Source organism: Arthrobacter sp. TJ-217 (assembly GCF_058269255.1).
Genome location: NZ_JBZCNJ010000006.1, coordinates 22,367 through 36,152, shown reverse-complemented (window position 1 = coordinate 36,152; position 13,786 = coordinate 22,367). Strand labels below are relative to the sequence as shown.

12 protein-coding genes and 1 tRNA gene are annotated in these 13,786 nt (G+C 67.8%); 2 read left to right on the top strand and 11 right to left on the bottom strand.

Annotation, left to right across the window (positions count from 1 at the left end; all coding sequences use genetic code 11):
- The first annotated feature begins 79 nt into the window (after positions 1–79).
- Entirely contained in the window at positions 80–913 is an 834-nt protein-coding gene (locus AC4D2R_RS11945) for a ParA family protein (protein WP_490940176.1), read from the top strand.
- A 195-nt stretch (positions 914–1,108) separates the two neighbouring features.
- Here the strand turns inward: AC4D2R_RS11945 and AC4D2R_RS11940 are convergent, their stop codons facing one another.
- The 5 genes from AC4D2R_RS11940 to gcvH all read right to left on the bottom strand — a co-directional run bounded on the left by AC4D2R_RS11940 (position 1,109) and on the right by gcvH (position 4,106).
- Positions 1,109–1,702, bottom strand: a complete 594-nt coding sequence (locus tag AC4D2R_RS11940) for a MerR family transcriptional regulator (protein ID WP_490903660.1) — start codon at positions 1,700–1,702, stop codon at positions 1,109–1,111.
- Positions 1,703–1,880: 178 nt separating this feature from the next.
- A complete protein-coding gene (locus AC4D2R_RS11935; protein ID WP_490903661.1) occupies positions 1,881–2,381 on the bottom strand; it encodes a bifunctional nuclease family protein in 501 nt (166 codons plus the stop codon).
- Between the two features lie 8 nt (positions 2,382–2,389).
- Complete coding sequence (gene ftsR / locus AC4D2R_RS11930) at positions 2,390–3,139, bottom strand: transcriptional regulator FtsR (protein ID WP_490940175.1); 750 nt, start codon at positions 3,137–3,139, stop codon at positions 2,390–2,392.
- 9 nt (positions 3,140–3,148) lie between these two features.
- Positions 3,149–3,643, bottom strand: a complete 495-nt coding sequence (locus tag AC4D2R_RS11925) for an FHA domain-containing protein (RefSeq protein WP_490940174.1) — start codon at positions 3,641–3,643, stop codon at positions 3,149–3,151.
- Positions 3,644–3,719: 76 nt separating this feature from the next.
- Complete coding sequence (gene gcvH, locus AC4D2R_RS11920; protein WP_490903664.1) at positions 3,720–4,106, bottom strand: glycine cleavage system protein GcvH; 387 nt, start codon at positions 4,104–4,106, stop codon at positions 3,720–3,722.
- Positions 4,107–4,497: 391 nt separating this feature from the next.
- On the opposite strand from gcvH, the gene AC4D2R_RS11915 reads away from it, so the two are divergent.
- Positions 4,498–5,577 (top strand): thioredoxin, encoded by a 1,080-nt coding sequence (locus AC4D2R_RS11915; protein ID WP_490940173.1) that lies wholly within the window; start codon positions 4,498–4,500, stop codon positions 5,575–5,577.
- A gap of 64 nt (positions 5,578–5,641) precedes the next feature.
- Here AC4D2R_RS11915 and AC4D2R_RS11910 read toward each other — a convergent pair whose 3' ends face one another.
- The 6 genes from AC4D2R_RS11910 to AC4D2R_RS11885 all read right to left on the bottom strand — a co-directional run bounded on the left by AC4D2R_RS11910 (position 5,642) and on the right by AC4D2R_RS11885 (position 13,778).
- Positions 5,642–8,425, bottom strand: a complete 2,784-nt coding sequence (locus tag AC4D2R_RS11910; protein WP_490940172.1) for an AAA family ATPase — start codon at positions 8,423–8,425, stop codon at positions 5,642–5,644.
- A 343-nt stretch (positions 8,426–8,768) separates the two neighbouring features.
- A tRNA-Pro gene (locus tag AC4D2R_RS11905) sits at positions 8,769–8,845 on the bottom strand.
- A 70-nt stretch (positions 8,846–8,915) separates the two neighbouring features.
- Positions 8,916–10,463, bottom strand: coding sequence for a ribosome biogenesis GTPase Der (gene der / locus AC4D2R_RS11900; RefSeq protein WP_490940171.1), 1,548 nt, complete (start codon positions 10,461–10,463; stop codon positions 8,916–8,918).
- A 28-nt stretch (positions 10,464–10,491) separates the two neighbouring features.
- Positions 10,492–11,193, bottom strand: a complete 702-nt coding sequence (gene cmk / locus AC4D2R_RS11895) for a (d)CMP kinase (protein ID WP_490903668.1) — start codon at positions 11,191–11,193, stop codon at positions 10,492–10,494.
- A complete protein-coding gene (locus AC4D2R_RS11890) occupies positions 11,190–12,317 on the bottom strand; it encodes a prephenate dehydrogenase (protein ID WP_490940170.1) in 1,128 nt (375 codons plus the stop codon). The genes cmk and AC4D2R_RS11890 overlap by 4 nt, the downstream gene beginning before the upstream one ends.
- 3 nt (positions 12,318–12,320) lie before the next feature.
- Positions 12,321–13,778, bottom strand: a complete 1,458-nt coding sequence (locus AC4D2R_RS11885; protein WP_490940169.1) for a pseudouridine synthase — start codon at positions 13,776–13,778, stop codon at positions 12,321–12,323.
- Between the last annotated feature and the right edge of the window lie 8 nt (positions 13,779–13,786).

The window sequence follows — 13,786 nt, the reverse complement described above, 5'->3', positions numbered from 1 at the left end:
TGCGGGCGGCCCATACAATGAGGGGGCGCATCTTCGCGCCCGCCGAAAACCGCGACGTGTTAGGTAAGGGTTCAACAACGTGCAAGTAGTGAGTATCAGTAGCCTCAAAGGCGGCGTGGGAAAAACGTCGGTGACCCTGGGGCTCGCGTCTGCGGCACTCTCGGCTGGCATTCCCACCCTCGTGATCGACCTCGATCCGCACGCAGATGCGACAACCGGCCTGGGCGTCCGTGCGGGCGACCAGCTCGACATCGGCAGGCTGCTCAAGAACGCGCGGCGCGGCGACCTCAAGGCCAATACTGTCCCAAGTGGGTGGGTCGACACCGCGGTGCGGCAGTTTCCGCCGCCGTCCGGAACCGACCCGGTCCTCGATGTGGCGATGGGTTCGGCTTACTCCGGCATCTACGACCGGCCGGACCTGGGCCGGCGGGACCTGCGCCGGCTGTCGACCCTGCTGTCGAGGGTGAGTGGTTACGGGCTGGTGCTGATCGACTGCCCGCCCTCCCTCAACGGACTGACCCGCATGGCGTGGACCGCGAGCAACCGTGTGCTGCTCGTCGCCGAGCCCGGCCTCTTCTCCGTCGCGGGAACCGAACGCACGATGCGTGCGATCGAACTCTTCAAGGCCGAATTCGCCCCCCACCTGCAGACAGCGGGAATCGTCGCGAACCGGGTACGCTCGACCTCGAACGAACATACGTTCCGGCTGGCCGAGATGAAGCAGATGTTCGATGAACTGCTGCTGAGCCCGACCATCTCGGAACAGGCGAACTGGCAGCAGATCCAGGGCGCAGCGCACGCGGTGCACCACTGGCCCGGCGAGTCGGCCCGGCAGGCGTCGGAGTATTTCGACGAACTGCTGCGGACCCTCGTTGACTCCGGGCGGCTGCGCAGCCGCGTCGCCCGGCGCTAGGCCAGCGGCCACCCTCCCGGCGGCGATCCGACAGCGCACCGGTCCGCGCCGGCCCTGACGCAACGGGAAACTAAAAAACCCAGCCGGGCTGCACTGCGGTCCCGCCGGGAGCGGGACGCCGAGGGCTCGGCTGGGAAGGTACTGGAGTGGAAGTGCCGGTCCTGCCTGCCTAGGCAGACTGCCCGGCCGGTGAGGTCAGCTGATGCGCCGCGCCGTGCGGCGCTTGCTCAGTTCGTCGTCGGGGAAGTCCTGGTCGGAGGCGTGTTCGCTGGGGAGGGCCGCGAGGCTTCCCTCGACCTCACGCCAGACCCTGCCGACGGCAATGCCGAAGACGCCCTGGCCGCCCTGGACAAGGTCGATGACCTCGTCGGCAGAGGTGCATTCATAGACGCTGGCGCCGTCGCTCATCAGGGTGATCTGGGCGAGGTCCTCAACACCGCGTTCCCGGAGGTGCTCGACGGCCGAGCGGATCTGCTGAAGAGAGACACCCGTGTCGAGGAGCCGTTTGACGACCTTGAGCACCAGGATGTCGCGGAAGCCGTAAAGGCGCTGTGTTCCCGAGCCGGAAGCACCGCGGACGGCGGGTTCAACAAGACCCGTGCGGGCCCAGTAATCAAGCTGCCGGTAGGTGATTCCTGCGGCCTTGCAGGCGGTTGGTCCCCGGTATCCGGCGTCTTCGTCAAGGACGGGGAGGTCTTCGGTAAAGAGCAGGCCCTGTGCGCTGGCAGGTAGGCCAGTGCCGCCCGCTGCCGGGCTTTTCAGCTTACCGGCGTCACCCTTCGGACTCACGCGTGCCTCCTCGTTGGGTTCCCGGGGAATGTAGCCTCCGGAGGCCGGTTCTCAGGGCTCGATTCCTAGTCTGCCCCGAGTTCCACTCCGTTGCAATGGGAACTGTATTCTTCGACGTTAGATCGCCGGGGACACAAGGTCAAAGATGCTGCCGTTCGAAGATTGGCGTGTCGAAAGCTCAGGGCTCAAAGTCTTCCGGTTCAACGTCGGCGAGGAACTCCCGGAACTGCTTCAATTCTTTTTCCGCAGTTTCCTGCTGGTCCCCGGTTTCGTCTTCCGGCTCGGCGTCGGCGATTTCCACGCCGGCGGCATCGAGGACGGCGTCGGCGCAATAAATGCTGCAGGGAACCCGCAGGGCCACGGCGAGGGCGTCGGAGGCCCGCGAGCTGACGGTCATGCCGTCATCGAACACCAGTTCGGCATGGTAGACGGTATCGATGACCGAGACGATCCGCACCTCGGTGATCGTTCGGCCAAGGGCTGCGACGACGTTCACCAGCAGGTCGTGGGTCATGGGCCGGGGCGGAACGATCCCCTGCTGGACGAACGCGATCGCGCTTGCTTCCGGTGCTCCGATCCAAATCGGCAGGTGGCGTTCACCCGTCATTTCCTTCAAAAGGACAAGGGGCTGGTTGGAGGGAAGTTCGATTCTTACCCCGACAACTTCGACTTCAATCATGAGCCCGCCTAACTGTCCATTCTGGCGATCTGACTGTACACCAGGGCGCTGTGCAGATTGAGGCAAAGTTCGCTGATCTCACGCGCCGTTTCTGCGGCGCGCGCCTTGGAGGCGACGTCGCGGCGGGAAGCCACCGGAGCCACGACCCGTTCGACGAGGCCCAGTTCGCGGTCAGCCGCCGCACGGAAGGGGCGCAGGTGCCGGGGTTCAATGCCGTGGCTTTCGAGCTGCACGCACGCCTTCGTGATCTTCAGGGCGTGCTCGTCGAAGCGACCGTCGACCGGCCCGATCAGCCCGAAACTGATGAGGTCGTCGACGAGGCGGCGGGGCGCTTTCGCCTCGGCTGCGAGGGTTTCGGCAGTCAGGCGCCGGGAGTGGGAGCTCAGTTCCCGTGCCAGTTGGTCCGAGACCATCCGTGGGGAAAGGCTCATGCCGCCCGGCAGGGATTCGGGGCGTTCCCCGCGGTCGATTGCGTCGACGTAGTCCTTGATGACCTTCAGGGGCAGGTACTGGTCCCGCTGCAGCGCGAGGACAAACCGGAGGCGCTCAACATCGTGTGGTGCGTACTTCCGGTACCCGGCCCGGGTCCTCTGGGGCGTGATGAGCCCCTTCTCCTCAAGGAAACGGATCTTTGAGGCGGTGACCTGCGGGAAGTCCTCGGCGAGTTCCCGCAGGACCTCGCCGATGTTCAATACTCCGGCGTTGGCATGGGCCGGAGCAATGCCGACGTTCCGCCGGCCGGGCTGGGGTGTTGGCATGAAAGCGGACTAGGCCTGTGCCGCGGGCTGCGACGGTGCCTGGCCGGAGGCATTGCTCCGGGCGGCGTAGAACGTCAGGCGGAACTTGCCGATCTGCACTTCGTTGCCGCTGCGCAGCAGCACGCTGTCCACCCTGTCGTTGTTGACATAGGTTCCGTTGAGGCTGCGCGTGTCGACAACCATGAAGCCGTTTTCGGTGCGGCGGAACTCTGCGTGCTGGCGGGAGACCGTGACGTCGTCGAGGAAGATGTCGGCGTTGGGATGACGCCCCGCCTTTGTTACATCTTCGTCGAGCAGGAAGCGTGCGCCGGCGTTGGGGCCGGAGTGGGCAACGAGCAGCGCGGAACCGGCAGGAAGCGCGGCAACCGAGGCCTGCTCTTCCTTCGTCAGATTGCGGTCGACTTCGGTGAACGCGACCTGCGGGGGCAGGCCGATCGTCGTTGTCTCCGGAGATTGCATATGCTGCTCTCCTCCATTCACGGCTGAATTGTCGTCACCAACCATTGGTGTTCCCTCCCAAAATCGGCGGCCAACCGGACGGTGCCGGTTGGCCGTAAGAAGATTGCCAGAGCCGGTATGTCTAGCCTACCTGCTGTGTGTATTCAGTCGAACTCAAGAGCGATTCGACAACGGAGGGGCTTTCCACGCGGATCTCGAGGAGCCAACCTTCCCCGTACGGGTCGGAGTTGATGAGCGCCGGATCGTCGTCAAGGGCCTCGTTTCGCGCAACGACCTCGCCGGTGACGGGGGCATAGATGTCGCTGACGCTCTTCGTCGATTCGACCTCGCCGACAACATCGGCGCCGGTCACCGCCTGGCCGACATCGGGCATCTGCACGTACACGACATCCCCCAGTGCGTCCTGGGCGAAGTCTGTGATCCCGACCCGAACGACTCCGGCGGCGTTGGGTTCGGTGACCCACTCGTGTTCGGCGGTGTAGTAGAGGCCTTCGGGGACGTTGCTCATGATTGCCTTTCGTCTGACGTCACGCTTGGGGGAATATGGGGCAGCGCTGCCCGTCCGGATATTGATCGAGTATAGGCATACATCCGGGCCGGTGATCGACCGCTGGGCGTCGCACGGCTTCGCATACACCGCCTGCGGGGCCGCGTAAAGAAACCCGGCGGCACCGACTTAATTGCCGTCCCAATTTCTTTCCGCCTTCGGTTATTTAGCTGCTCGGTGAGGGATCCGATAACCGGGTCCACCGGAAAATTCAAGGCATTCCGGTGCGCCCGACCTGCATAAATTGCAACCACCAGTACAGCACCGGGGTTCCTGACGGGCGCGAGGCACCGGCCGGACGGCCGACACTGGTGTCGCCGCAGCCTGCGGCGTTCGACCGAAGGAGCTAATGATGGCGTCAGAGAATTCCCTTCCCTCCACGGCCCGGCGCCTTTGGCAGCGCTTCCAGCAGGATCCCCGCACTGTCGAGGACCGCGGGCCGGCAGACACCGAAGCCGAACCTGCGGACGAATCGGGCTTCTCCCTTGCCGGAGCCACGGACTGGCTCAACTCGCCGCCGCTCACCGGCGCGGGCATGCGCGGGCAGGTGGTACTGGTCAACTTCTGGACCTACACGTGCATCAACTGGCTCCGGACCCTTCCCTATGTTCGTGCCTGGGAGGACTCCTACCGCACCGACGGACTGGTTGTGGTCGGCGTCCACTCCCCCGAGTTCTCCTTCGAGCACGACCTCGACAATGTGCGCCGTGCCGTGCGCGGTCTTGGGGTTTCCTATCCCGTTGCGGTCGACAACCATTTCGCCGTGTGGCGGTCCTTCGACAACCACTACTGGCCCGCCGTATACCTGGTGGATGCCGGCGGCCGCCTGCGCCACACCAATTTCGGCGAGGGTGGTTATGAGGAGACCGAGAAGGTGCTGCGGCAGCTGCTCACCGAGGCGGGATCGGTCGACCTGCGCGCTCGCACGGTGCCGGTCGAGGCGCGCGGCATCGAGGTGCCGGCCGACTGGGACACGCTTCGTTCGGCGGAGACCTACCTTGGCTATGGCCGGACTTCCGGGTTCGCCTCCCCCGGAGGCCTTCTGGCAGACCAGCCGCACCTTTACGCCGAACCTCCACGGCTGCGCCGCGGCCAATGGGCCGTCTCGGGCACCTGGACGGCCGGCCGCGAGGCGACAACCCTTCAGGAGGCCGGGGGTCGACTGTCCTGCCGCTTCCACAGCCGTGACCTCCACCTTGTCGCGGCTCCGGGTCCCGGAGGGCAGGGGCCGGCGGTGCGCTTCCGTGTGCTGCTCGACGGGCAGGAACCCGGCGGGGACCACGGCATCGACACCGACGCCGCAGGACACGGGGTGATCACCGAACCCGGCCTGCACCAGCTCCTGCGGCGCGGCGGTCACGTTGCCGAGAGCACCGCAGAGATTGAATTCATTGACCCCGGCGTCGGACTTTACTGCTTTACCTTCGGGTAGGCCGTCGAAGTGTCAATCCCGCCGGGCAAGAACCGGGCCTGCGGTGCTCGGCCTGCCGCGCCGTTTACGCCGAGGCGCTGGGCGCGGTGGAGGGAAGGGCAACCTGCAGACCTTTCCGCGAGGTGACCCCAAGCTTCCGGAATACCTTCCGCAGGTGCCATTCGACGGTCCGCGGGCTGATGAACAGCTGCGCGGCGATCTCTGGGTTGCTGCGGCCCTCGGTTGCCAGACGTGCGATCAGCGCTTCCTGGGCTGTGAGCTCGCTCGCGGCGTCGAGGGTGCGGGCACGAACAGTCTCGCCCGTCGCGATGAGCTCCCGCCGGGCGCGCTCCGCGAAACTGTCCATTCCCGCGTCGAGGAAGAATTCGTGCGCGGACCGCAGGGATTCCCGGGCCGCCAGCCGCCTTCCCTGCCTGCGCAGCCATTCTCCATAGAGCAACCGGGCACGCGCGAGCGCAACGGGGACGCCGGTACGCCCGAGGCGCGCGACTGCATCGCGGTAGAGAGCATCGGCTGCCTCGCCGTCGGTCAGCAGCGCCCGGGACGCGGCCTCGACGCCCAGTGTCCACTCGGTCCCGCAGGCCCGTGCTATCCCTCCCAGCCTCTCCAGGGCCGCGAGCCCGCGTTCGGGCTGCTGCGCACGGACTGCGGCTTCGATCAGCTCCGGATAGACCCAGGTGGACAGTCCGAGCGCGTGGGGATGGTCCGCCGCCCGTTCGGCCGCCTCGAGCGCCTCCTCGTATCGTCCACGCCCGTTCAGGAAGACGGCGCAGGTCCATTCGGCACCCATGAGCCACAGTCCTTCGCCGCGCTCCCGGTGGCCCGTATCGATCAGCGCGAGCACTTCGGCCTCCTCACCCTGCCAGGCAGCGAGCAGGAGATGGATGTGCGGGTTGAGATCACTGCCCGCCGCCGTGCTCACGGCGTCGGCTTCGGCGGCGAGGGCCAAGGCCTCGACATAGCGCCCGGCGAAGAGCTCCAGGCTGCACCGTTCGGCGAGCGCGAGCTGCAGGACGGACAGTGCGCCGGTGCGGCGGGCGAGCGCCACCTGCCGCCGGGTCAGGTGGTCCCATCCTGCGTCGTCGCCAACGGCGCGTGCCACCCGCGCGGCGAGCCAGAGCCACCGAAGCGAGGCATCATCGTCGGGGCTTTCATTCCGGAACGCCTCAACCGCCGAAAGCACTGGCGCCGTGCTGGCACTGTGCCCCTGGCTGAGAAGCCGTGCAAGCCCGGTCAGGAGCAGGTCGCAGGCGGGCGGCAATGTCCGCCCGGTCCTCCCCCAGTCGGCTCTCAGAACGGCTTGTGCCACCTCGTCGATACTGCCCGCCGTTGCGAGGCGTCCCGTGAACAGCGCCGCGGTGAAGGCGTCGAGGTAGGTTTCCTTGGCCAGGGCCGCGTCGAGGGACTCCAGCCGCCTCGCCGCGGAGAGCAGCATTGACGGCGCGTCCCGACCGCGCGTCGCGGCGAACTCTATCTGCGCAGACAGCAGCTGCGCCCGCGCCGCGTCGACCTCGCCCAGGGGTCCCGCCTGGGCGATGGCGAGCAGCGCGTGTGCCGCCCGTGCCGCTCCCGCCTGCAGCTCCGCGTGTGCCGCGGCAAGGGCGCGCACCGCGCGCTGGCCGGCACCGGGGGTGAGTTCGGTGGCACGGGCGAGGAAGGCCGCGCCCGCCGCCCAGCCGCCGCGCGCCCGCGCCCGGCCCGCCGCAGCCTCAAGCTGCGCGGCGACGTCCTCACCAACCCCCGCGGTGGCATCGGCGAGGTGCCATGCGCGGCGGTCGGGGTCGAATGCCGCATCGGTGGCCGCCGCCAGCACCAAATGCACCCGCCTCCGGTCTCCGCCGGCGGCAGCGCGGTAGACAGCGGACCGCATCAAGGGGTGACGGAACCGGACCTGTGCCCCCAGTTCGATCAGCCCTGCCTCCTGCGCCGGGACCGCGTCGCCCGCCGCGAGGCCGAGCTCCGCAGCGGCACGCCACAGGAGCGGCACATCACCCGTGGGTTCGGCGGCAGCGGTGAGCAGCAGCAGCCGCGTGCTTTCCGGAAGGGAATTGAGCCGTTTCATGAACCCCTGCTCGATGCGTCCGGGCGGTCCGGACGTCGTCGACGGTCCAAATCCGAACGAGAGCTCGGCCGGGCTCAGACCGCGTGCCAGCTCAAGCAGCGTCAAGGGGTTCCCGCGGACCTCGGAAATGATCCGGTCGCGTACCCGGCCGTCGAGCGGGCCCATCACCACCGACTCCAGCAGCGCCATCGCCTCGGGGTCAGCGAGTCCTTGGACCGCGAGGTCGGGCAGCCCGTCGAGCGCCTCGGCCGCGGGCTCCGGCTCGTCGGATGAACGCACGCCGAAGACCAGCGCGAGCGACTCCGCGCCGAGGCGGCGCGCGACGAAGGCCAGCGTCTGGGCCGAGACGGGATCGAGCAGCTGCGCGTCGTCGATAACGCAGATCAGGGGTCCACCTCCGGCAGCATGGCCAAGCAGGCTCATCACGGCCAGCCCGACGAGGAACCGATCCGGTGGTTCACCACTCCGCGATCCGAAGACGGTGCTGAGTGCAAGGCGCTGAGGTTCCGGCAGAAGCCCGATATCGTCAAGGCAGGGCGCGCACAGCTGGTGAAGGCCCGCATAGGGCAGCTCCGTCTCCGACGCGACGCCGGATGCATGGGCCACGGCGCACCCGTGGGCCTGTTGGAGGAGATAGTGGAGGAGGGCGCTCTTGCCGACCCCGGCCTCCCCGCGGAGCACCAGCACCCTGCTGTGGCCCGCGCGGACGTCAGTCAGCAGCCCATCCAGCACGGCGCATTCGCTTCGCCGGCCCCGCAGCTGCGGGCCCGGTTCGTGTCTCGACATCGTTACCGCCTCCCCCGGGCTTCCGCCTCGAGGGATACCGCCCGCGCGCATCCAGAGTTTCCTGACCGACGATCCTGTGCTGGTTCGATCTACGGTATCCCCGGGGGCACGCACTGGGGTAGTAACGCCGGGGAGTGTGAAGGGAGCAAAAGCACACCGGCACCGCCCACCGAACCCAACACCGGCTACCGGCTCGGTGGTCCGGGGCGAAAGATGGACCGAGGGTCCGTACCGCCCGCCACCGGCGTTTCGAGCGGCGAACGCCGGCGGATTCCGGACCGTCCCGGAAACCAAGAAAGCCCGCCATCCCAGGCCTTCAAGGCCTGAAATGGCGGGCTTCCGCTGGTCGGGATGACAGGATTTGAACCTGCGACCCCTTGACCCCCAGTCAAGTGCGCTACCAAGCTGCGCCACATCCCGATCGGTTCAACCAAGCGGTCAAACCACCTCAATTACTGTACAGCATTTTCCGGGGTCATCCGGACAACGCTCAGCGTTTGCGGCCGCGTTTTTCCCTCACCCGCATGCTCACTTCGATCGGGGTGCCTTCGAAGCCGAATGTTTCACGCAGCCGGCGCGTGATGAAGCGCCGGTATCCGGGATCGAGGAAGCCGGTCGTGAACAGTACGAACTTCGGCGGCCGGCTTGAGGCCTGCGTGCCGAAGAGGATGCGGGGCTGCTTGCCTCCACGCACCGGATGCGGGTGCGCGGCCACGAGCTCGCCGAGGAACGCGTTGAGCCGGCCGGTGGGGATGCGCCGGTCCCAGGACTCCAGGGCGGTGTCCAGGGCCGGCACAAGGCGGTCCTTGTGCCATCCGGTCAGGGCCGAGATGTTCACACGCGGGGCCCAGTCGACGTGCGCGAGGTCCTGTTCGATCTCGCGCTCCAGGTAACGCCGGCGTTCGTCGTCGAGCAGGTCCCACTTGTTGAAGGCCAGGACCAGCGCGCGTCCCGATTCGATCGCCATGTTGAGGACCCGCACGTCCTGCTCGCTGAGCACCTCGTCAACGGCAAGCAGCACGACTGCGACTTCGGCCTTCTCCAAGGCGGACTGGGTGCGGAGCGATGCATAGAAGTCGGCGCCCTGCTGCATGTGCACGCGGCGGCGGATGCCGGCGGTGTCGACGAAGCGCCAGGTGCGGCCGCCCAGTTCGAGCATCTCGTCGACGGGATCGCGGGTGGTTCCGGCCAGCGGGTCGACAACGACGCGGTCGGTTCCGGCCAGCTTATTGAGCAGGGAGGACTTTCCGACGTTCGGGCGGCCGATCAGGGCAACCCGGCGCGGTCCTCCGGTGCGCTCGATGCCGCCGTGTTCGGAGAATTCGGGAAGAACCTCGAGGACACGGTCGAGCATGTCGCCCGTTCCCCTGCCGTGCAGCGCTGAGACCGGCCAGGGCTGGCCGAATCCGAGTCCCCACAGGAAGGAGGCGTCCGCCTCGTTCTGGATATCGTCGACCTTGTTGGCGACGAGGATCACCGGTTTCTTCTTGCGCCGGAGCATCTTCACCACTGCCTCGTCGGTGGCCGTCGCACCAACGGTGGCGTCGACCACGAGCAGGACGGCGTCGGCCATGTCGACGGCGATCTCGGCCTGGTCCGCGACGCGGGCGTGGATGCCCTTGGCGTCGTATTCCCACCCGCCGGTATCGACGAGCGTGAAATTGCGCCCGTTCCACTGCGCGGGATAGGACACCCGGTCGCGGGTGACCCCGGGGGTGTCTTCGACAACGGCCTCGCGGCGGCCCAGGATCCGGTTCACGAGCGTCGATTTGCCCACGTTGGGCCGCCCAACGATGGCAAGGACCGGATTCAGCCGCTGCTCGGCGTCGTCTTCGAAGTCCTCGTCCTGCCGGGCGAGCAGGGCCGCGTCTTCCTCATCGAGCTCGTACTCGGCAAGTCCGGCGCGCAGGGACGCGGCACGGACCTCCGCTTCGGCATCGTCAAGGGCGTCAAGGCGCTCGGCGACCTGGTCCTCACCCGTGGGTTCGAATTCGGCGTCTGGCCCGCTGGTGTCCTGCGGCGAGAGGTTCTCGCTCATGATTGCATTCCTTTGTTGTTCTTCACTGCTAATGGGCGACGGAGTGGACGACATCGAGAACCGCTGCGACCGTCTGGTCGAAGTCGAGCTCTGATGAGTCAACGGTAACCACACCGTCGGCGGCCTGTTTGAAGTTCACGACCGTTGAATCCTTGGCGTCGCGGACCAGCACCTGCTGGTGGAGCTGCGCCTGGGTCTGGGTGCCGCCGAGCTGGTCCCCGCGCCGGCGGAGCCGGGCGGCTTCGCTTGCGGTCAGCAGGATCCGCACCTCGGCGTCAGGGGCGACGACGGTGGTGATGTCGCGGCCCTCGGCAACGATGCGGTGGCCAGCGCCGGCGATGATCGCGCGCTGGCGGCGGATAAGTTCGGCGCGGGCGCCCAGTGTTGTCGCGACGGCGCTGACCGCCGCCGAGACCCGGGGTTCGCGGATGGCGGCCGTGACGTCGACGCCGCCGACCGTGACGAACTCCCGGTCGGGGTTGGTGCTGATGTACAGCTCCAGTGCCCGGGCGGCGTGTTCGACGGCGGCCGCGTCTTCGAGGTCGGTGCCGGCTTCGAGGCAGGCGAGGGTCACCGCCCGGTACATGGCGCCGGTGTCGAGGTAGGCCGCGCGGAGCCGCCGTGCCGCTTCCCTGCTGACGCTCGATTTGCCCGAACCGGACGGCCCGTCAATGGCGACGACGAGGGACTTTCCGAGCCGGAAATGCCGATGGAAATTGGGATCGCTCATTGCACAACCTTCCAGCCCCGCGAGGCAAGGGACGCCGCCAGTTCGTGCCGGCGTCCGGGAACCACCGATACCTCGGCCATGCCGACCTGCCGTCCGGGGGAATGTTCGAGCCGCAGGTCCTCGACGTTGATGCCGATGTCGCCGATCTCCGTGAGCAGGCGCGCGATCTGGCCCGGAACGTCGTCGACGAGCACCGTGAGCTTGGCGAACGACCCGGGCGGGGTGCCGTGCTTTCCGGGGATCCGCGCCTGGCCGGCGTTGCCTTCGGCCATCAGCTGTGCCATGTCGAGGCGGGCACCGTCGGCCACCGGATTCTCGAGCGTTCCGATCAGGCGGTTGAGGTCCTCGCGCACACCGTAAAGGATTTGGACGAGACGGTCGGCGTTGGCTGAAAGGATCTGGACCCACAGGCCGGGATCGCTTGCTGCGATCCGTGTGACGTCGCGCAGCCCGTTTCCCGCGAGGGACAGCGACCTTGAAGGGGTTTCCTGGAGCCTGCTCGCCACGAGTGAGGAAAGTACCTGGGGCAGGTGCGAGATGAGCGCAACGGTTTCGTCGTGCTCCTCAGCGGACATCCGGGCAGGAACGGCGCCTAGGTCGACGGCGAGGGCCTCGGCGCACCGCACCGCCTCCGGGGAACTCGACTCCGCCGGGCAGAGCACCCAGGGCATGCCGGTGAAAAGGTCGGCGCTTGCCGCGACCGGTCCCGACTTTTCCCGCCCGGCCATGGGGTGGGTACCGACATACCGGGACAGCTGGGCGGCATCTGCCACCAACGCCGTCACCTCGCTGAGCACGGCGGACTTCACGCTCGCGATGTCGATGACAACTGCCCGGGGGTAGTCCGCCAGGGCCTTGGCGGCGAGGGACCCCGCAACATCCGGCGGCGCTGCCACAACAACGAGTTCCGGGGAAAATTCCCCTGCCGCCTCGGCTGCGCCGAGCGGCCGGCCCGCGCCGATGTCCTGGGCCACTGCCTGCGTGGAGGGTGAGATGTCAGAGAGCACGACGTCGATGCCGCGCACGCGCAGCCCGAGCCCGATGCTGGCGCCCAGCAGGCCGGAGCCAATCACGAGCACCGGACCGACGAGGTGGGTTCCGGTGTCCCTTGCAGATTCGGTCATTCCTTAGAGACCCACCGCCGCGAGCAGATGTCCCACTTCCTGGCGTCCGAGCACGCGGATGCTGCCCTGGCGCTGGTCATTGAGACGGATCGGACCGATCTGGGTGCGCACGAGGCGCTCCACAGGGTGGCCCACCGCATCGAAGAGCCTGCGGACAACGCGGTTGCGTCCGGAGTGGAGCACCACCTCGACCAGCAGGTGGCCCGGGGTCGAATCGACGAGCTTGAAGGAGTCGACGCTGGCAATGCCATCTTCGAGTTCGATTCCGGCCTTCATTTGGGCGCCGATCCCCGGCGCCATGGGTCCGCGGACCTGGACGTAGTAGGTCTTGGGCACTTCGTAGGACGGGTGGGTGAGCCGGTTCGTCAGCTCGCCGTCGTTGGTCAGCAGCAGCAGGCCCTCGGTCTCGGCGTCGAGCCGGCCGACGTGGAACAGCCGCTCCCCCTTGTTCTTGTTCTTCAGGTAGTCGCCGATGCTGGGACGCCCCTCGGGATCCTCCATGGTGGAGACGACGCCGCGCGGCTTGTTGAACACGTAGTACTTCAGCGTGTCATTGAGCTGCAGCCGCATTCCATCGACATGGATTGACACCGCTTCGGGATCAACCCTGAGTCCGAGTTCCGTGACGATCTCGCCGTCGACCTCCACCCGACCGGCGAGGATCATTTCCTCGCAGACGCGGCGGGAAGCCACGCCGGCCGAGGCCATGACCTTCTGCAGGCGTATCCCGTCGGGGTTGTGCATATCCACGTCGGCTTGGGTACGGGCGGGCCGCTGTGTCTTCGGCCGGCGCACCGGGCCGAGATCGCTGCCGAACCGTTCCCTGCCGAATGCCTTGGGACCGGCGGGCCGCTGCCGGGCGGGCCTGCCCGCACCGGTTTTTCCGGCACCCGTTCTGCCTGCGGCACCCTTCGGGGCACCGCTTCGGCCGGCACCCGTTCCGAATGCGCCCGATGAAGCGCCGCGGGGACGCCCGGCGGCCGGTCGGCCGTAGCCCTGCTGGCTCGACTCCGGACGGCGCTCACCCGAACGCTCGCCCGTTGGACGGCCCTCTCCCGCACCGAACCGACGCTCACCCGAACGCTCACCCGTGGGACGGCCCGAACGCTCACCCGTGGGACGGCCCGAACGCTCACCCGTGGGCCGGCCCGAACGCTCACCCGTGGGCCGGCCCGAACGCTCACCCGTGGGACGACCCGAACGCTCACCCGTGGGACGGCCCGAACGCTCGCCGGAGGGACGGCCCTGGCCGGCGTCTCCGAAGGAGCGCTGCGGCCGGTCGTCGCGCTGCGGGCGGCCGGCGGCGTTGTCGGAACGGTTCAATCCGCTGCGCCCGCCGCTGGCGGGGCGTCCGCCGGCGGCCCTGCCGCCTCGGCCCGCGCTGCTGGCGGGCCTGCCGCTCGACTTGCCACCACGGCGAGGGTCGTTCCGATTGGAGCCGGATCCTGGCGCCTGTGTCATTCAATGTC

What these genes read in the sequence shown, in the direction of transcription:
- AC4D2R_RS11935 (WP_490903661.1), bottom strand. Translation starts at nt 2,381, where the DNA reads ATGATTGAAGTCGAAGTTGTCGGGGTAAGAATCGAACTTCCCTCCAAC.
- ftsR (WP_490940175.1), bottom strand. Translation starts at nt 3,139, where the DNA reads ATGCCAACACCCCAGCCCGGCCGGCGGAACGTCGGCATTGCTCCGGCC.
- AC4D2R_RS11925 (WP_490940174.1), bottom strand. Translation starts at nt 3,643, where the DNA reads ATGGTTGGTGACGACAATTCAGCCGTGAATGGAGGAGAGCAGCATATG.
- gcvH (WP_490903664.1), bottom strand. Translation starts at nt 4,106, where the DNA reads ATGAGCAACGTCCCCGAAGGCCTCTACTACACCGCCGAACACGAGTGG.
- AC4D2R_RS11915 (WP_490940173.1), top strand. Translation starts at nt 4,498, where the DNA reads ATGGCGTCAGAGAATTCCCTTCCCTCCACGGCCCGGCGCCTTTGGCAG.
- AC4D2R_RS11910 (WP_490940172.1), bottom strand. Translation starts at nt 8,425, where the DNA reads ATGTCGAGACACGAACCGGGCCCGCAGCTGCGGGGCCGGCGAAGCGAA.
- der (WP_490940171.1), bottom strand. Translation starts at nt 10,463, where the DNA reads ATGAGCGAGAACCTCTCGCCGCAGGACACCAGCGGGCCAGACGCCGAA.
- cmk (WP_490903668.1), bottom strand. Translation starts at nt 11,193, where the DNA reads ATGAGCGATCCCAATTTCCATCGGCATTTCCGGCTCGGAAAGTCCCTC.
- AC4D2R_RS11890 (WP_490940170.1), bottom strand. Translation starts at nt 12,317, where the DNA reads ATGACCGAATCTGCAAGGGACACCGGAACCCACCTCGTCGGTCCGGTG.
- AC4D2R_RS11885 (WP_490940169.1), bottom strand. Translation starts at nt 13,778, where the DNA reads ATGACACAGGCGCCAGGATCCGGCTCCAATCGGAACGACCCTCGCCGT.